This is a genomic window from Pedobacter metabolipauper (genome assembly GCF_004362715.1).
Taxonomy (GTDB): domain Bacteria; phylum Bacteroidota; class Bacteroidia; order Sphingobacteriales; family Sphingobacteriaceae; genus Pedobacter; species Pedobacter metabolipauper.
In genome coordinates, this window is record NZ_SNYC01000004.1 from 398,729 (window position 1) to 416,412 (window position 17,684).

The window sequence follows — 17,684 nt, forward strand, 5'->3', positions numbered from 1 at the left end:
CTGAATTGTTCCAGATGATGGGTTTTACCCAGTAATTCTGTTTTAGAATTGCCGGTTATTTTTATTTTAATTCAGACAATTCCAGCCAGCGTTCTAATACCACATCTAATTCTTTTTGCTCAGATTGAATTTTCTCTGTAACCGATTGTATCTCTAAATAGTTTTTGTTATCTATTTTTAATAGTGATTTTGTTAATTTATCTATTGATATTTCCAAATCATGCATTCTTTTTTCTGAATCATCCAACTCTTTTTGTTCTTTATAACTTAGTTTTTTTGAAGCTATAGGCGCATCAATAGAATCGGATTTTGTTAGTTTAACTGGTGGTTTTTCTTTAGGGATATCTAAGCTGGTTCTATACTCTGAATAATTTCCGTTATAAATAGTTACCTCTCCATTTCCTTCCAGAATGAATAATTGCTCACTCATTTTATCTAGTAAATACCTGTCGTGAGAAACTAAAATTAAAACTCCTGGGAAATTTTCTAAGAATTCTTCCAGAACATTTAAGGTGTCAATATCTAAATCGTTGGTCGGCTCATCTAAAATCAGGAAGTTTGGATTCTGCATCAACACCTTCATCAAGTGTAAACGTTTCTTTTCTCCACCACTTAATTTCTCCACCATCCCATGTTGCTTCTTCGGTGGAAATAAGAACAAGGTGAGTAATTGAGAAGCAGAAATCATAGAACCATCTGCCATTTTAATATATTCGGCGTCAGATTTTACAATATCGATTACCCGCTCTTTTTCATTAAAAGCAAGTCCGCCTTGTTTATAATAACCATACACCGTGGTGTCCCCAGTACTTACTTTACCTTTTTCAGGATTTAAATAACCAGTTATTATATTTAATAAAGTAGACTTTCCTGTTCCATTTTTTCCGGCCAATCCTATTCTGTCGGCGCGTTTAAAGGTGTAGGTAAAGTCATTTATTATTTTTTTATCGTCAAAGGACTGTCCAATATGATCAAGTTCAAGGATTTTATTTCCTTGTCTTGCCATTTTAACGTTTAGTGTAACAGATTGATTGTCAGACCTTTGTTTAGTTTTTCCTTCTAAGTCATAAAATGCATCAATTCTAGCCTGAGATTTGGTACCACGCGCTTGCGGCATCCTTCTCATCCATTCTAGCTCCTTCTTTAACAGGTTTTTGTTTTTATGAAATGTACTTTCATCAGAGGCCTCACGTTCAGATTTTTTCTCCAGGAAATACGCATAATTACCACTGTAATTGTAAATCTTTCCGCGATCCAATTCTACGATCGTATTACAAACGTTGTCTAAAAAATAACGATCATGTGTAACCAGCAAAATGGTTTTGTTTCCAGAAGTCAATAGCTTCTCCAGCCATTCAATGGTATCAATGTCCAAATGGTTGGTAGGCTCATCCAGTACATAAATTTCCGGATCCTCGATCAGCAACTTTGCAAGAGCTAATCGCTTTTTCTGACCACCCGATAGGGTAGAGATCTGCTGCTGCAAGTGATTTATTCCCATTCTGCTCAGAATAGTTTTAATCTCATGCTCGTATTCCCAGGCATTGTGTTCACTTAACTCTTCGTACAGACGATTTAAGGTCTTTTCATCAGGATTTGGGTCTTCAATCAACTCTTCATACGCTTTAATCAGCTGTTGCTGTTTATTTTCTAAAGAGAAGATGAAGTCACTTATAGAATAGCCGTCCGGAAAAGAAGGTTCCTGATCCAGGAAGCCAATCTTTACAAATTTATTCTTTACAATTTTCCCTTCAAGAGGAGAGAAACGTTCGGCAAGCAGCTTCAAAAGCGTACTTTTTCCGGCGCCATTTATTCCAACCAACGCTACGCGCTGACCGGTCTGTATGCCCAGGGTTAAATTTTTAAAAAGCCATTCGTCGTGGTAAGCATGGCCTAAGTTTTCGGCTGCAATTAGTGTGCTCAAAGTTTGTGTTTAACGATATTATAGATAAGAAATTGCTACAAAAGTAAGCAATAATTTTTTGGAATCTATTTGCAATAAAAAAGGCGGAATGATCCGCCCTTACCTAACCTAACCAAAATGTATTATTTATTTGCTCAATGAAGCAGAAGTTATACTAAATGCTTCAAATGAAGGGTTTACTTTATATGCAGGTTTAGTGTCAATCTTAGCGTCCATATTAGTGTTCTGCGCTGCAAATTGATCCATAACCAATTTAGAAGCATTTCCAATCTGTACCATATGATTCTCCGTTGTGCCTGTTAAATTTAAACGAGCAGTTTGATCAAGTGATGAAAACAGGTTAACCGTATTAGACGTAATATTAGCCGATGCATTATTTTTAAGGACTACATTTAAATTGATCAGGTTAAATTTTCCAATGGTTCTTACCTGAGCATTTTCATTAGCATCAATAGACGAAATGTTATTTACATAGGCAACAACCGTTAGTCTTTCAGAGTTGAAAGAACTAATTCTAAGTGTGCCATTTTGTTGTTGAACAAGCGCATTATTTGAATAGTAATTGTCATACACTTTAACGTTTTCTACTGCAGACTGAATAAGGATAAGGTCTACATTACCGGTAACCACAATCTTTTGGATGTTCTTTACTGAAGATAATACGGTCATGCTTTCTGACGCTGGTGTTGCTGCCGTAGATCTAAAAGGTACGGTACCAAGAATGACGATTGCTGCGATAGCTGAAATTGATTTTTTTATAGAATTTTTCATTTTTAATATTCTTTATATTTCCTAATTGTTTGGATATAAGACATTAACAAATGAAAAAGGTTGCAATGGAAATGAATCTATTAGACCAGCGTGATGTTATTTCCGATGAACAGCAGGAATTAACCGACCAAAAGAGAATAAAATAAAGAAACGTTTCTAAGAAACAGGCAATAAGGACAAGTAAAGATCTTCTTTTTCAGTCATTTGAGCCTTATCAGACTTCGTCTTGTCCTTATAACCCAGCAGGTGCAGTGTACCATGGATCATTACCCTGCATAATTCATTAGGAACAGTAAGCCGATAAAGCTTTGCATTTTCCTGGATTCTTTCAACGCTGATAAAGATATCACCAAGAATCGTTTTAAGCCCCTCTGAGTTGTCAAAAGTGATCACGTCGGTATAAGTGTCGTGATCCAGGTATTCCTGGTTTATACGCAGTAAATATTCGTCTGAGCATAAGATAAAGTTCAGTTCGTTAAGAACAAAACCTTCAGCGGCTATAGCAGCTTTGATCCAGTCCTTAATACGCATTTTATTTTTAAGCGTATAATTAAGATCCTCAGTAAAAAAATGAATGGCAGGTTTAGACATTGTTGCTTAAATTATTGCCCCGAATTTAGCAATTTAAAATATTCTGTAATCTTATTTTTATAGTAATAGTTCAGGTTTGGAGGCAATTTCTGCAGCCATTCTGTTTCGGATTGCTGTAGTTTTTTAAATTTATCCAGCATTTGCTTGTAAGAAGGAGGAAAGTCCTTAGCGGCTTTACTTTCTCTTTTTGAATCCTGATCCTTTTCCCGTTCCGCTTTTTCTGCATCCAGCAATTTCGTAAGCAGGTTCTTTTGACGGTTCATGGTTTCCTGCTCTAGTTTTTTATTCACCAGTTCCGTCTCTGTAGCTTTCATATCCTCAATCATTTGGTTGAGGTTTCCTAAGCCATTCTTTCCGTCTTTATTCTCTTCCCTGTTGATCTTTTGTAAGGCTTCCAGGATCATTTGCTGCTGTTGAGCCATCTTGGCAAATTCCTGGCTCATCTGGCCTTTAGGAACACTTCCTTTGTTTCCTCCAATCTTCTGCATTTGTTCCCGGGCTTTCTGCATACTGTTATTCAGTTGCTGCTGCATCTCCTGAAGCTGCTTCATTCCTCCCTTTTTACCGCTGCCGTTTTTAGGGTTCTTCTTGGAGTTTTGAAGTTGATCAAGAGCTTCATTTAACATCAAAGACAAGTTATTGATGGATGTCATGGTGTATTGCTGGTTTCTGTTTGCACTTGATGTATTTCTATCCCCTAAATTCTCCAGACTTTTATCAATATTGAAATTAATTTTTTGCATCTCTTCATTAACAGCCGTTTCAATTTGAGGAACCCTTTTACTTAAAGAAAATAAACTGTCTGCAATGGTTTTCATGTTATCCTTAATGCTCCGCTGCTTTTGAACATTAGGGGTATACAATGGATCGTTACTATTGATGTTTTTTAAGGCAAGCATGACTTTTTCCTGATCAAACGAAGTTTTTAATAAATTCTCCAACAATTGACGCAGTTCCCGGGCATTCAGGTTATTTTCCATCTCAGCAGATTCCTGCTGCATTTGTTCCATATCCTTTGCCATTTCCTCCATTTGTTCGGCGGCCTTTTGCTGGTTTTGTGAAGCATCTTTTTTGTTGTTCTGATCTAATTTCTCTTCACTTTCCTGTTGTTGTTTTTCAATGTTCTTACTCTCCTTTTCAGGATTCTTAAAAGGATTTGGACGTTCAAGCTGTTCGTTTTTTTCAGAGAGCTTTTCAAGTTCCTTTTTTAGATCATTAAAATCTGAAGAGAGTTTTTGCTGTTCTTCCTTCAGGTTTTTGCTGGAACTCTCTTTTTCTGTGCTTTTTTTGGCAAGTTCCTTTTGCTGTTTAGCCAGCTCATTTAACCGGTCTATGTTATTTTGGAGGTTTTGTTCAAATTCCAATTGCTTATAAAGTTCTAAGATCCGGTCTAGTTCGTTTTTCATAGATTTATTGTCCATCTGCATTTTGGACAATTCATTCTGTGCCTGATCTTTATTGTTTTGATCCATTAGATCCTGCAGCTTTTCAAGCAATGCTTTTGTTTTTTCGTCCAGAACATTCTTAAACAGATCGTCAATCTGTTTTTGTTTGTTCATCAACTCTTCATTCAGTGCGTTATTTTCTTCCTTTTCGATGGTATTTTTTTGATTCAGTTTCTTAATTTCTTTAACGGCCTCTTCCAGTTGTTTTTGCTTGTCGAGCAGCTGTTCGATCTGCTTCTTGTCATCAAAAGAAATCTGTTTTTTATCCAGCAGGTTTTCACCAAGTTTTTTACTCTCATTTTCTACTGCAGCAGCAAGCTTAATGGCCTTCTCCATTTTCTGCTTAAGGGCCGCGCTGCCCTGATTTATTTTCTCTGAAACCTGTTGAGAGGTAGGCACCTCAAGCGTTTTAATTTCAGACTTAGTGGTCTTAGCACCATTTACGCCATCATTATCAGCAACCTCAAAATAATATTCCAGGATCTGCCCTGGCTTAATTAACGCATCACTTAAATTCCATAAATAGAAGAAAGCATGTTCCTGCTGCTGTTTTTGTACAGAAATAGATTTAGAAACCTTAGTTTTCAAAACCCCGTCTTCCTTAATCAGGTAATTAAATTTTAAGGCACTAAAACCATGATCATCAGAAACGTTGCCTGAAAAATAGAGGACCTTACTGCTAACAGAATCGGGGGTTTCTACAACAGATATGCCCGGAAACTCATCTTTAATAACTGTTATTTCATGTAAAAGGGAATCCTTACTAATTATAAAGTTATTTTTTGGACTGATCTGATAGCGGGCACTCTCCTTAATAACCGCGCTAAAACTGAAACGGTTCGTTTCTGATACCAGATCACGAATGGTATTTCCCAGTCTAAAAGTAACTTCAGAACTGTTTTCAGTGTTCAGTAACCAGGTAATTCTAGCGCCTTCAGGCAATAGCAGGTCGCCGGCATTCTGAATGGTTTCTTCTGCTTTATTCAGATATTGCGGATATTTAATCTTCGCGGAAACATTTAAAATAGAAGGCCTTGGCTTAACCTCAATTAGATAGGGTTCAGAATTAAATCCAGCAGCAGAGAAAGAGATTTTCTTGTTTTTTTGAAGATTTTTAAAGAAGTAATTAAAGTGGGTATTGTTTTCTTTTTCCAGCTTATAGGTATTCATTCCATCAGAAACATAGACATCCTGAGGGATCTCATTTCCCGTTAATTTTAAATGGATTTTAATATCATCTCCTTGTGAAAGGATCAGTTTATTGTTCAGCAAAACAAAATTAAAAGGAGCTTTAGGTAAGATCTCCTTATTGTACTGAACAAAACTGCTTGTTCCTTCCCTTAAAATTGAAGGAGCAATAATTCCAATCAGAATGATAATCGAAAGCGGTATTAAAAAGTACTTGATATATTTACGGTTATCATTAAGGCGTATCGCACTGGTAAAAGGAACAGGTTTTAAATCCAGGATCTTTTGGTCGATACCTGCAAGAATTAAAAGATTATTATTTGGGCTTTGGTCTGCAAGGGCTTTAAGTTGTAGTGTATTTAATAATTTGTCTTTAACATTGAAAAAATGATCACCAATTAACGTTGCAGCCTGTTCAATGCTTAGATTTTTCTGAAGTTTAAAGTATAAAAGAGCGGGCTTAATGATAAAAAAAATAATCAAGCCTATAGAAATGGCAATAGAAGAAAAGAAAATACCAGTTTTCGTATGTACTCCCGGATTGGTAAAGTAAACAAAGAGAAAAATAAAAAGGTACAAAACCAATAAAAGGGCAGAAGCATAGATGCTCCCCCGTAAAAGTTTATTGAGATAAAACTTTTGCGTAAACTCGTTAATCTTAGAAATTAAAAGGTCGTAATTTGAATTCATCAACGTGTTGGAAATGACTAAAGTTAAAAAATAACTTTAAATAAATATGGATATCTTTTTAAACGAGTAATTTTGTAAAAAGAATACCATGAAATCTGCATTAATAGCAAGTATCCTAACTTTAATTGTTTCAGTGCCAAACGCCGTTAAAACAACACAGGAAGAAACCTGGAATAAGAATAAAGTAATTGCACACCGCGGAGCCTGGAAAAAAGCCGGTTTACCAGAAAACTCAATAGCGTCGCTAAAAGAAGCCATACGCTTGGGGTGCTACGGAACAGAATTTGATGTTCATATGACTGCCGACGGGATCTTGGTAATCAACCATGACGCCGATTTTTTAGGTTTAACGATCTCAAAAAGTACTTATAAAGAGCTTTTGACGAAGAAACATACGAATGGAGAAAGCATACCCACATTAGAAGATTACCTAAAAGAAGGGATTAAGCAACAAGGCACAAAACTTATTTTAGAAATAAAACCTTCCAGCCTCGGATTGGACTGGGATTTAAAAATGACCCAAAAGTCAGTGGAGATGGTAAAGAAATTGAAGGCTAAGTCCTGGGTCGATTACATTAGCTTTAGCTATGACATTCTTAAAAAAGTAAGGGTGCTGGATGCAAAAGCTAAAGTTTCCTATTTAAAAGGAGACATTGCGCCAGAAAAGCTTAAGGAAGACGGGTTTTATGGCCCGGATTACCATTATAACGTATATCTTAATGATAAAGGGATGGCTATCAATAGATTTAAAGATCTTGGACTCAAAATAAATGTCTGGACGGTAAATGATCGGTCCGAAATGCTAATGATGCTTGAAAATCAAGTGGACTTCATTACTACAAATGAACCAGAGTTACTCTTAAGCTTAAATCCAACGCATTAAGCGCCCACTCAATGGGATTACAAAAGTTCTAAAATAAAAAAGCATCGCAGGTTATCTGCGATGCTGTACAATTTATGTTTTTAATAATCTAGATTACTTTAACATTAATCGCATTCAACCCTTTTTTACCGCTTTCAACATCGTATTCAACTTTGTCGTTTTCACGAATTTCATCGATAAGGCCTGTTGAATGTACAAAAATTTCGCTATCTCCATTTGCTGGTACGATAAATCCGAAACCCTTAGTTACATTAAAAAATTTTACTGTTCCTTCTTGCATTGTATTATTTATTATAAATTAAGTGTGCAATGTACATATTATTTCTTTATTAAATGCAAATGCTTCATTTTTTGATGAATATAAAAATTTTAGCCGTTTTTTCTACCTACAACAATAAGCTTAATTTCACTGGAATGCGGGATATCCAGTGTTGTTCCAGGTGTAATTTTCAGCAGATTTTGAAGATAAACACTGATGATTGCTTCCAGCGTTTTTTTCCTGCCTGCCGCATCTTCTGCATTCCCGAACGTGGTCAGGTGTATTTTTTTTTCAGCGTCCACAACTACAGAAAATTCATAAGCAAAATCGCGATAAGCGCGGTTGATATAGATCTTATAATTTGGAAACAGGTAATCGTAGGATACAGTTCTGCCAACTAAAACATCTACAGTTGATATTTTCTCAACACGGATCATATCACTCAATGACGTAAACCGGACCGGTTGTCTTCCCGCAAATGCAATTTTAGGATTTCCAGGATCGGCATTAGATGCTGCTGTTAATTTTTTTATATAAAGCGTATCTGCCTTTGTTGGTTTTTGAAGTGCTTCAGGAGTCGTTTTTAATGTTTTCTCTATATATTCTTTCGAATAATAAGTGCTGTTCACATCTGAGCGAATGTCTTTGGATATTTCTTTTTTTACAAGATTTAGGCGCTGTATGGTCAGGCTATCCTTGGTTACCTTTTTTATTCTGAACCATTCTTTTGCAAAATTGTAAACATTGCCGTGGTCAAATTGAAGATAGAAAGGCTGCATCACTTTCTTTTGTGGGCTATATGCAAGTACCGTGTCATTAGACTTGAATTCAATGATCCAGGAAGGTTCCTGCTGAAAACCGATCTCATTAAATGAAAGACCCGTACTAAACCTGCGTTTTACTTCATAATACCTGATACCTTTTACCGCATCAAAGGATATGCGGTCAGGAGTAGGTTTTTTCGTATCTTTTTCAGAATGATTTGAACAGCCGTAGAGGATTACTAAACTTAAAAATAGGATCAGGGAAGGTAATTTAACCATATTAAGGTTTCTTTGTTAGGATGATTACGTTAGCAACTTTTCTTTCTCCGGAATGATCCCAGAGTTTATTGTCAGTAGGGTAATTGATTATACCATTGTCAGGAAATCCCTGTACCCAAAGCGTTGTAGAGCCTCCACCGTCCAGGTTAATAGAGCTGGAGCAGCCCAGCCACTTCATAGTTTTAGTTAACTCGGCTAAGCTCATTCCTGCAGAATTCGCATTTCTGCCGTCTACCGTAAGGAGGATTATTTTGCCATCAGGCTTTATGCCAATTGCAGTTCTCGGATGTCTGTCGGTATTAAATGCAGAAGAGTCCAGCCGCTCTTCAACGCGCTCAAGGCTCAGGAGAGGGCCAGTAACCAGTATACTTTCATCTGTTAAATTCGATTCCCAGTTATCTGTTCCATCCCACTTTTTTAACGCAAGCTTTCCCCTATTGATTACAATTGCAGCTTTCTGGTGCCTTGCCCTAATCTTATTTTTCTCCGTTCTATTTAACGCCTCAATGGTACCATTAACTTTAACAAAGTCTACAGAACCACCATTTTTTACATCAAAAAAGGTTCCGTTTAAAGCTAAAATAGCATTATGTTGCTTACCAAAAGCGCTTGTTGTTTTTAGTTCTTTAACTTCATTTGCAATATCGAATGCCGGATAATTACCTGTGTTTTTTATTTCAACATAACTGATGTTCTGGTTGTCATTGAATAAGTTTTTCGTACTGAAATGATGGGTCATTAACCGGACCTTCTTTGCAATGCGAGCTTTGTTCCATTTGGTATTTACAAAAGTAACAGAATCTGCATTTTGAGAAAAAGCAGCACAATTACACAAGCTGATTACAAGTAGAATATGAATTTTTCTAAGCATACCGGAAAGGTAAAATTAAAAAATCATATCCGCTTCTTCAACAGCATTCTTTTAAAAAGAAACTTGCCCTTTCTGGATAGGATTAAAAAGACATATCCACCAGTCCTGGCTTTCAATGTCTTAATAATGCTTCCCAAATCGAGTTCCGAAGCCATTTGTGAATTGATGGAAATGATCTCGTCATCGATCTGAACACCAGAGATTTCTGCTGGAGAGCCCGGCTCAATTCTGCTGATAAAGAACCGCTTAATGCCGGTTTCTTCTGTATAGACCTCCATTCCAGACATGTCATGTTCAAATGGCCGGTTAAAATGCCTGTTTGGATTTAAGTACATTGCTGTGCCGGCATAATCAAACGTAACATTAAACCTGCTTAATATTTCAGCACCTAAATTTCCATTGCGATTTAGGTACACTGTTTTTACGGCAACCTCATCATAAGCCGGATAAGAAGTAATGACGTTTTTAAATGAAGCAGTGCCTATCTTTAAGGTAGAAATGCGGCCAACAGAACCGCTGATCGGTCCGCTTAATCCAATTCCAAGGTTTGCAGGAATGGTTAGTTCAGGCAAAGGGAACGGATCATTATGCAGTGTTTCCAATGAAAGACTGTGGCTGGCACCATTATCAACCACCACTTTGGCCTTAACTTCACCAAACTCTTTATTGGAAATATTAATTTTTATGTACGGCTTATTGTTGATCAGTTCAATCGGTACCTTTTCTCCCAGAATCCTTTTTCGTACCTGATGTGTATAAAACCCAAGCCTTTTGTTCGAGTAATTGATCTTTACAACAAAACTTTTAAAAAAGTAATAGCCAAGTAAACCGTGGATACGGATGCCCAGGTAATTGGAAAGTTTAAAGATGTCATCTTTAAGCATCACGGTAGGGATCTCCTTTATATGCGCATTGCCAACTTTAGCAGAGATGCCCGGAGCAACGTAGGCAGATATTTCAGCACCCTTGCCCATTCCGCTAATCTTTATCGTCCGCAATTCTTTGAGCATTAACAGGCTGATCAGTGAAGTGTCCGTAAGTACCATCGGGCCAACACCGGTATCCAGTATGAAATTGAAAGGTCCTTTCTCATTTAAATAGACAGGTATAATTACCAGGTTCCGGATCAAACTGAAGTTAATTCCCTGGCTGTTCCTGTTCCCGGAAAATTGGAATTCCTGAGCCTTGGAAAGGCTGATCTTACAAATATAAAAGCACGTCAAAAGTAAAAAGAACTTTATAAAGCTACATTTAACGATGTCAATTATAGATTTCATTGAACTAATTTAATAAATTAGTAAGCAGAATGGATAGATCTACAATTAAAAGTATTGGACTAGTGCTTATTTGGGTCTTAGGGGCACTTTTGTCAGGTTGTTCAATGGATCGAAAGATCGCCCGTAAGGTAAACCGGCAATTTAAAGACACTAAAGTATTTAAGCAGCACCATATTGGTTTTGCGCTTTACAACCGGGAAACAAAAAATATGATATTCGAAAAGGATGCTGAAAAATATTTCACTCCGGCATCAAATACGAAACTGTTTACCTTCTATGCCGGGTTAAAGATACTGCCAGATTCTATTCCATCCCTTCGGTTTATCGAACGCGGGGATTCCCTGATTTTCTGGGGAACCGGAGACCCTTCATTCCTGCAAAGTAATTTAAAAGGAACAAAGGCCTTTGATTTTTTAAAGATATCTGCAAAAAAATTATACTATGCTGCGGGAAGATATACCGGAGATTTTTATGGTAAAGGATGGCAGTGGGACGATTACAACGATTATTACCAGGCAGAGATTAATGAACTGCCAATTTTAGATAACTTAATTCAGGTTAAAAGTAAAGGGAATGGAATTCAGGTTATCCCTAAGCTATTTGAGGATTGTTTCTCGGTAGATTCAGCGGATCAGGGAAAAACATTTTCTGTAACCAGACATTTCAATGAAAATGTGTTTAAATATCCGCTTACCGCAATTCCAGCGTCATTTACACAGCAATTGCCTTATAAAGTAAGCACAACAGCAACAATTGCCCTGCTGGCAGATACCTTAGGAAAAGAAGTAGGATTTCTGTCCATGAAAATGCCATCAAATGCAGAAACGGTTTATAATTTAAAAAGGGATTCCGTACTTAAGGAAATGATGCTTCCAAGCGATAATTTTATAGCCGAGCAACTGCTCCTGGTTTATGCCAACCAGGCGGATTTAGAGATGAATGCAGAAAAAGTGATCGACTATATCGAAAAGAATTACCTGGCATCTTTGCCGGATAAACCTAAATGGGTGGATGGATCCGGGCTGTCAAGATATAACCTCGTTACACCAAGGGACCTGATCAGACTTTTAGAGTTGATTTATGATGAAGTTAATGATCCTAAAAAGTTATTCAGCATGCTTCCTGCAGGAGGAATGACCGGAACGCTGAAAAATGCATACCCGAGAACGAATGACCCATTTGTGTTTGGAAAGACCGGTACGGTATCTAATAATCATAACCAAAGCGGCTATGTGAGAACAAAAAAGGGAAAAATATACCTGTTTTCTTTTATGAACAACAACTATGTACTACCTACTGCAGCCGTAAGGACCGAAATGGTGAGGATCATAACCTATATTCATGAAAATTTTTAATGTAGTTTTTCGAAAGGAATATCCATTAGCGGATAATTAACCCAGCCGGTAAAATCAAAATGCCACCATTCATTTGCAATGACCGTGAATCCGTAAGACTCCATCGTAGCAATCAAAAAATCCCGGTTTCGGATAATATCAGCCGGCAGATTGGAATAAGAGGGAGATGCTTTTTCTGAAAAACTATCATAAGGGGTAGGCATAGGAATGTCCTTGCCGGTTTTTAAATCAATTAATGTAAGATCTACGGCACAGCCCCGGTTGTGCTTAGACCCTTTGTTTGGGTTGGCAACAAAATTTTTATCACTCGCCTGTTCATAAAAAGCAATCGTAATGGCATAGGGACGATAGGCATCAAAGATCTTTAACCCATAGCCTTTTTTATTGAGGATGGATTGGATCTTCTTTAACTGAAGTACAACAGGCTTTCTGGCAAATGCTCTGGCCTGCTTGTACATTACCCGCTTCATAAAGTTATTCCGGGTTGCATAACGAATGTCCAATACCAGGTTTGGGATCTCCTTTTTCAATTCAACAAGGCAATTATTCGGGTCTTTTTTACAGATAGACAGGTATTCCGGATAAGAACTGATCACAGTTAACCCATAGGGGTTATTGTTTATACTTTGGGCTTGGGCAACAATATGAAAAGACAGAAATAAGAAGAATAATGCCTTTTTCATAAATTACTGGTTGGCAACCACAAGAAGTTCAATGTCCTTAAACGGAAGATTAAATCTGTCGGCCAGATCTTTACTCGTCAGGTGACCCTGATAAATATATAGAGCTTCCCGGATACCGGCCCTGTTCCACACCATGTTCATCAGTCCGCCCATGTCACCAATATCCAGTAAGATTGGCGTAAATATGTTGGTCAATGCATAAGAGGCTGTTCTTGGAACCCTTGATGCTATATTAGGCACACAATAATGGATCACATCGTGTTTTCTGAAAACAGGATCTTTATGATTGGTTACATCAGATGTTTCAAAACACCCCCCCTGGTCAATACTCACATCAATAACAACAGAATTGGGTTTCATCTTGCTAACCGTTTCTTCCATAACAATACAAGGACTCCTTCCATGAGAGGCCCGGATGGCACCAATAACAACATCACATGTAGTAATTGCTTTCTCTAAAACAATGGGTTGCATCACAGACGTAAATACCCGGCTCCCCAGGTTGTTTTGGAGGCGTCTAAGGCGATAAATAGAGCTGTCGAATACCTTTACCTCTGCGCCCAAGGATAACGCAGTACGGGCCGCATACTCGCCAACAGTCCCCGCGCCAAGGATCACGATCTCGGTAGGAGGTACACCGGTAAAGCCACCCAGCATAAGTCCCTTACCGCCGGTTACATTGCTCAGGTATTCTGCAGCAATGAAAATCGAAGTGGCCCCAACAATTTCGCTCATTGCACGTACCACACTTAAAATATTGCCTTCATCCCTCAGGTTCTCAAAACAGATGGCATTGATCTTCTTTTCTAAAAGGGCTTTTAGATATTCTTCTTTTAATGCACCCATCTGAAGGGCAGAGATCAGCGTCTGTCCTTTATGCATCAGTGCAATTTCGTCAAAAGTAGGAGGGGCAATTTTTACAATCACATCTGCATCAAAAACTTCCTTTTTATCAAAAGAGATCTGCGCACCCTGTTCACTGTAATCTTTATCAGAAAAGTTTGCCCCTGTGCCCGCTCCGGTTTCTATAACTACCTTATGGCCATTGTTAACCAGCAAGGCAACCGACAGCGGTGTCAATGCAATTCTGTTTTCCTGGAATGAGATTTCTTTGGGGATACCTATAAACAAGCTATTGTTTTTCTGATTTACTTCTGACATTGTCTCTTTTGGTTGTAATAAACCTTTTTGAGCAATATGGGCCATGCCTTCACGTAATCCTGTAGCCATTTTCGTTAAAAATATTTTGCCTGAATTTAAGAATAAATAAAACTAAAACTATATAAATAGATGTTTATATTTTTGAGAGTGTAATCATCCGTTCATTCTCGCTTAATGTAGAAAGTTCAATCTTTATATACTGATCAGGAAGAAGTTCCAATACCCTTTCAGGCCATTCGATAAAGCAAATATGACCCGAATAAAAATACTCTTCATATCCAATGTCATAGGCTTCCTGCAATGATTTTATACGATAAAAGTCAAAATGATAGATTGTACTGCCGTTTGCATCGTATTCATTTACGATAGAAAAAGTAGGGCTCGATACCAATTCTTTTACGCCAAGTGCCTTGGAAAGGGCCTTTATGAGCGTCGTTTTTCCAGCGCCCATATCCCCTTCAAATACGAAAAAAGTGCCCTGACCTGCAAAATTTAAAATAGTGGATGTGGCTTCATCCAGGTCATGAAGCCCGTTTAACTTAATTTTCATTCCTATTTTGGACTATATATGGCAATTGGGATGATCATTTCTTCCAATGAGATTCCACCATGCTGAAACGTTTCATTGTAATAATTCACAAACTGGTTATAGTTATTCTGGTATACAAAATAGCGGTCTTCCTTAGCAAAGATATAATTTGAGCTGATATTTATCTTTGGCAATTGGGCTTCATGAGGATTTTTTATCAGGAAAACCTCCTTTGCATTATAGTTTAAGTTTCTTCCTTGCTTATAGCGAAGGTTGGTATTTGTATTCCTGTCGCCAATTACCTTACTAGGATGTTTCACCCGGATCGTACCATGATCAGTAGTGATCACAACTTTTACGTTTTTCTGGGATAATTTCTTCAAAAGTTCCATTAATGGAGAATGCTCAAACCAGGATAAGGTCAAAGATCGGTATGCCGCATCGTCATTCGCCAGTTCACGGATCATTTGCATGTCTGTGCGCGCATGCGAAAGCATATCCACAAAATTATACACAATTGCATTGAACTCATTTTGCATCAGGTTATTGAATTGTTCATTCAAAGCCTTACCATCATCGTAGGTTAATATCTTGTTGTAACTGTACTTACAGTCCTTACGAAGACTACGTTTAATCTGTTCCCCTAAAAAAGTACCTTCATGCATGTTTTTACCGCCTTCATCATCGTCATTTTGCCACAGTCCCGGAAAGCGTTTCTCCATTTCTAAAGGCATCAGCCCGGAAAAGATTGCATTCCTCGCATACTGTGTTGCCGTAGGCAGGATACTCGAATAAGTATCTTCTTCATCAAGCCTGAAGTGTTCTGTAATTAACGGGTTAATGATCCTCCACTGATCATACCTTAAGTTATCGATCAGAATAAAGAATACGGTGGTATTGCTGTTAATTAAAGGAAATACCTTTTTCTTTAACAGCTCATTAGATAACAAAGGTGCTTTTTCCTTGCCATTAACCCAACCCAGGTAGTTGTCCTCAATAAACTTACAAAACTGCATGTTCGCTTCAGATTTCTGCATGGTCAGGATCTCATGCATTTGCGGATCATCCAGTTTCTCCAGTTCAAGTTCCCAAAAAACGAGTTTTTTATAAACATCAACCCATTCCTCATAGCTAAGCTTATCATTTAGCGTCATTCCCAAACGCCTAAAGTCCTGCTGATAGGCCATAGAAGTTTTTTCACTAACCAGGCGCTTATTGTCAATGATCTTTTTTATCGTTAACAACACTTGTTTCGGATTAACAGGTTTAATCAGGTAATCATCTATTTTAGAACCAATCGCATCCTCCATTAAATTCTCTTCCTCACTCTTTGTGATCAGCACAACAGGAACATCTCCACGGATATTTTTAATGGCAGTAAGTGTTTCCAAACCGCTCATTCCCGGCATGTTCTCATCTAAAAACACAAGATCAAAATGTTCTTTCCCAAAGGCTTCCAGCGCATCATTCCCATTGGTATAGGTGGTTACATGGTATCCTTTTTCATTTAATAGTAATATATGTGGTTTTAATAAGTTGATCTCATCATCGGCCCATAGAATCTTGGTTTCCTGCATTCTTATATTTATATTATGTAAATTAATTTTTCAAAAAGATGATTCACCTTTCTTACTATCGATAAAAATAGCAATTTTTGTACCGTATAATTTATTTTTAAGTATTGAACAAAAAGAAAATAATAAATGATCCGGTTTATGGCTTCATAAATATCCCTTCGGAAATAGTATTTGATCTCATCTCACATCCATATTTTCAAAGATTAAGATATATAAAACAATTGGGGATGACCCACCTGGTATATCCCGGTGCACTGCACACCCGTTTTCATCATGCCCTGGGTGCTATGCACCTGATGGGGCTTGCCATTGAAGTGCTCAAAAGTAAAGGGCACGCAATCAGCAAAGAAGAAGAAGAAGCAGCAACTATTGCGATACTACTGCACGATATAGGTCACGGGCCATTTTCACACGCCCTGGAGCATTCGCTGGTAAACGGGGTTAAGCATGAGGATATCTCCATGCTTATTATGGAGAAGCTTAATGAGGAGTTTGATGGGCGGTTAACAGCAGCCATCCGCATATTTAAAGGAAATTACCATAAAAAATTCCTTGCCCAGTTAGTCTCCGGACAGTTGGATCTGGACCGGATGGACTATTTAAACAGAGATAGTTTTTTTACAGGCGTAAGTGAAGGGGTAATCAGCTTCGACAGGATTATTAAAATGTTCAATGTACTGGACGATAACCTGGTTATAGAAGAAAAAGGGATCTATTCTATTGAGAACTTTTTAATTGCCAGGCGATTGATGTACTGGCAGGTTTATTTGCACAAGACCGTAGTAAGCGGTGAGCAGGTATTGGTAAAGATCCTAAAGAGGGCTAAAGAGTTGTCCGCTAATGGAGAAACACTTTTTGCTACCCCGGCCTTGCAGCACTTTCTTAAAAATGATGTCTCAGAAAGTGATTTCTTTAGCTCTGAGATCCATCTGCAGCATTTTTCAATGCTGGATGATCAGGATATCTTCGCTTCAATAAAAGTATGGCGCGAATCTCCCGACCGGATATTATCAGAGCTTTGTAAAATGTTAACCAACCGGAACTTGTACAAAGTGGAGATCAGCAATGACCCGCCGGATGAGAACAGGCTTGCTATGCTTAAACAAAATGCGGCAGAACTGCTCAAATTAAACGAAGAAGAGGTGTCCTACTTTGTATTTACAGATATCATTAGAAACAGGGCCTATAATGCCGGAAACAGCAATATTAACATTCTATTAAAAAACAATAGTACGATAGATATTGCAAAAGCGTCAGATTTATCTAACTTAGAATCCTTAGATAAAACGGTTCAGAAACACATACTATGCTATCCCAGGATTATTTAGCATTTTTTAACAAAATAATTGATTTTTAATACCGTTTTTTACTTTGCTAGTAATATAACATAAATAATACCTGAATATGAGTATTTGTTCATATCAATTTAACATATAA

General features: G+C 37.6%; 15 protein-coding genes. 3 read left to right on the forward strand and 12 right to left on the reverse strand.

What is annotated here, in order from left to right; translation table 11 throughout:
• Positions 1-61: 61 nt before the first annotated feature.
• From ATK78_RS08390 to ATK78_RS08405, 4 genes are all read right to left on the reverse strand, one after another.
• Positions 62-1,924, reverse strand: coding sequence for an ABC-F family ATP-binding cassette domain-containing protein (locus ATK78_RS08390; protein ID WP_133575640.1), 1,863 nt, complete (start codon positions 1,922-1,924; stop codon positions 62-64).
• A 126-nt stretch (positions 1,925-2,050) separates the two neighbouring features.
• Positions 2,051-2,695, reverse strand: coding sequence for a GIN domain-containing protein (locus ATK78_RS08395; protein WP_133575641.1), 645 nt, complete (start codon positions 2,693-2,695; stop codon positions 2,051-2,053).
• Between the two features lie 156 nt (positions 2,696-2,851).
• Positions 2,852-3,286: an rRNA maturation RNase YbeY gene (ybeY, locus tag ATK78_RS08400; RefSeq protein WP_133575642.1), complete on the reverse strand. Its 435-nt coding sequence runs from the start codon at positions 3,284-3,286 to the stop codon at positions 2,852-2,854.
• An 11-nt stretch (positions 3,287-3,297) separates the two neighbouring features.
• A complete protein-coding gene (locus ATK78_RS08405) occupies positions 3,298-6,609 on the reverse strand; it encodes a DUF4175 family protein (RefSeq protein WP_133575643.1) in 3,312 nt (1,103 codons plus the stop codon).
• A gap of 88 nt (positions 6,610-6,697) precedes the next feature.
• Here ATK78_RS08405 and ATK78_RS08410 point away from each other — a divergent pair, with 88 nt between their 5' ends.
• Entirely contained in the window at positions 6,698-7,492 is a 795-nt protein-coding gene (locus tag ATK78_RS08410; RefSeq protein WP_133575644.1) for a glycerophosphodiester phosphodiesterase, read from the forward strand.
• An 88-nt stretch (positions 7,493-7,580) separates the two neighbouring features.
• On the opposite strand, the gene ATK78_RS08415 is transcribed toward ATK78_RS08410, so the two are convergent.
• From ATK78_RS08415 to ATK78_RS08430, 4 genes are all read right to left on the reverse strand, one after another.
• Positions 7,581-7,772: a cold-shock protein gene (locus tag ATK78_RS08415; RefSeq protein WP_037441187.1), complete on the reverse strand. Its 192-nt coding sequence runs from the start codon at positions 7,770-7,772 to the stop codon at positions 7,581-7,583.
• 89 nt (positions 7,773-7,861) lie between these two features.
• Complete coding sequence (locus ATK78_RS08420; protein WP_133575645.1) at positions 7,862-8,794, reverse strand: hypothetical protein; 933 nt, start codon at positions 8,792-8,794, stop codon at positions 7,862-7,864.
• Position 8,795: 1 nt separating this feature from the next.
• Entirely contained in the window at positions 8,796-9,665 is an 870-nt protein-coding gene (locus ATK78_RS08425; RefSeq protein ID WP_133575646.1) for a phosphodiester glycosidase family protein, read from the reverse strand.
• Positions 9,666-9,688: 23 nt separating this feature from the next.
• Complete coding sequence (locus ATK78_RS08430; RefSeq protein ID WP_133575647.1) at positions 9,689-10,942, reverse strand: aspartyl protease family protein; 1,254 nt, start codon at positions 10,940-10,942, stop codon at positions 9,689-9,691.
• 104 nt (positions 10,943-11,046) lie between these two features.
• Between ATK78_RS08430 and ATK78_RS08435 the strand changes: the two genes are divergently transcribed.
• On the forward strand, positions 11,047-12,297 hold the full coding sequence (locus ATK78_RS08435; protein WP_243732482.1) for a D-alanyl-D-alanine carboxypeptidase: 1,251 nt from the start codon (positions 11,047-11,049) through the stop codon (positions 12,295-12,297).
• On the opposite strand, the gene ATK78_RS08440 is transcribed toward ATK78_RS08435, so the two are convergent.
• The 4 genes from ATK78_RS08440 to porX all read right to left on the reverse strand — a co-directional run bounded on the left by ATK78_RS08440 (position 12,294) and on the right by porX (position 16,247).
• Positions 12,294-12,980, reverse strand: coding sequence for a M15 family metallopeptidase (locus tag ATK78_RS08440; RefSeq protein WP_133575649.1), 687 nt, complete (start codon positions 12,978-12,980; stop codon positions 12,294-12,296). The two genes, ATK78_RS08435 and ATK78_RS08440, sit on opposite strands and share 4 nt — an antisense overlap.
• A 3-nt stretch (positions 12,981-12,983) precedes the next feature.
• Entirely contained in the window at positions 12,984-14,210 is a 1,227-nt protein-coding gene (locus ATK78_RS08445; RefSeq protein ID WP_133575650.1) for an alanine dehydrogenase, read from the reverse strand.
• Positions 14,211-14,274: 64 nt separating this feature from the next.
• The gene (gene tsaE, locus ATK78_RS08450) at positions 14,275-14,691 is read right to left on the reverse strand and encodes a tRNA (adenosine(37)-N6)-threonylcarbamoyltransferase complex ATPase subunit type 1 TsaE (RefSeq protein ID WP_133575651.1); all 417 of its coding nucleotides are present in this window, start codon (positions 14,689-14,691) and stop codon (positions 14,275-14,277) included.
• A gap of 2 nt (positions 14,692-14,693) precedes the next feature.
• The gene (gene porX, locus ATK78_RS08455; protein WP_133575652.1) at positions 14,694-16,247 is read right to left on the reverse strand and encodes a T9SS response regulator signal transducer PorX; all 1,554 of its coding nucleotides are present in this window, start codon (positions 16,245-16,247) and stop codon (positions 14,694-14,696) included.
• A gap of 104 nt (positions 16,248-16,351) precedes the next feature.
• Between porX and ATK78_RS08460 the strand changes: the two genes are divergently transcribed.
• Entirely contained in the window at positions 16,352-17,575 is a 1,224-nt protein-coding gene (locus ATK78_RS08460) for an HD domain-containing protein (RefSeq protein WP_133575653.1), read from the forward strand.
• The last annotated feature ends 109 nt before the right edge of the window (positions 17,576-17,684 follow it).

Bases quoted from the DNA above. Each gene is read 5' to 3' on its own strand.
- ATK78_RS08445 (WP_133575650.1), bottom strand. From the start codon at position 14,210: ATGGCTACAGGATTACGTGAAGGCATGGCCCATATTGCTCAAAAAGGT.
- ATK78_RS08420 (WP_133575645.1), bottom strand. From the start codon at position 8,794: ATGGTTAAATTACCTTCCCTGATCCTATTTTTAAGTTTAGTAATCCTC.
- tsaE (WP_133575651.1), bottom strand. From the start codon at position 14,691: ATGAAAATTAAGTTAAACGGGCTTCATGACCTGGATGAAGCCACATCC.
- ATK78_RS08410 (WP_133575644.1), top strand. From the start codon at position 6,698: ATGAAATCTGCATTAATAGCAAGTATCCTAACTTTAATTGTTTCAGTG.
- ATK78_RS08425 (WP_133575646.1), bottom strand. From the start codon at position 9,665: ATGCTTAGAAAAATTCATATTCTACTTGTAATCAGCTTGTGTAATTGT.
- ATK78_RS08415 (WP_037441187.1), bottom strand. From the start codon at position 7,772: ATGCAAGAAGGAACAGTAAAATTTTTTAATGTAACTAAGGGTTTCGGA.
- ATK78_RS08395 (WP_133575641.1), bottom strand. From the start codon at position 2,695: ATGAAAAATTCTATAAAAAAATCAATTTCAGCTATCGCAGCAATCGTC.
- ATK78_RS08440 (WP_133575649.1), bottom strand. From the start codon at position 12,980: ATGAAAAAGGCATTATTCTTCTTATTTCTGTCTTTTCATATTGTTGCC.
- ATK78_RS08430 (WP_133575647.1), bottom strand. From the start codon at position 10,942: ATGAAATCTATAATTGACATCGTTAAATGTAGCTTTATAAAGTTCTTT.
- ATK78_RS08405 (WP_133575643.1), bottom strand. From the start codon at position 6,609: ATGAATTCAAATTACGACCTTTTAATTTCTAAGATTAACGAGTTTACG.
- ybeY (WP_133575642.1), bottom strand. From the start codon at position 3,286: ATGTCTAAACCTGCCATTCATTTTTTTACTGAGGATCTTAATTATACG.
- ATK78_RS08435 (WP_243732482.1), top strand. From the start codon at position 11,047: ATGGATCGAAAGATCGCCCGTAAGGTAAACCGGCAATTTAAAGACACT.
- porX (WP_133575652.1), bottom strand. From the start codon at position 16,247: ATGCAGGAAACCAAGATTCTATGGGCCGATGATGAGATCAACTTATTA.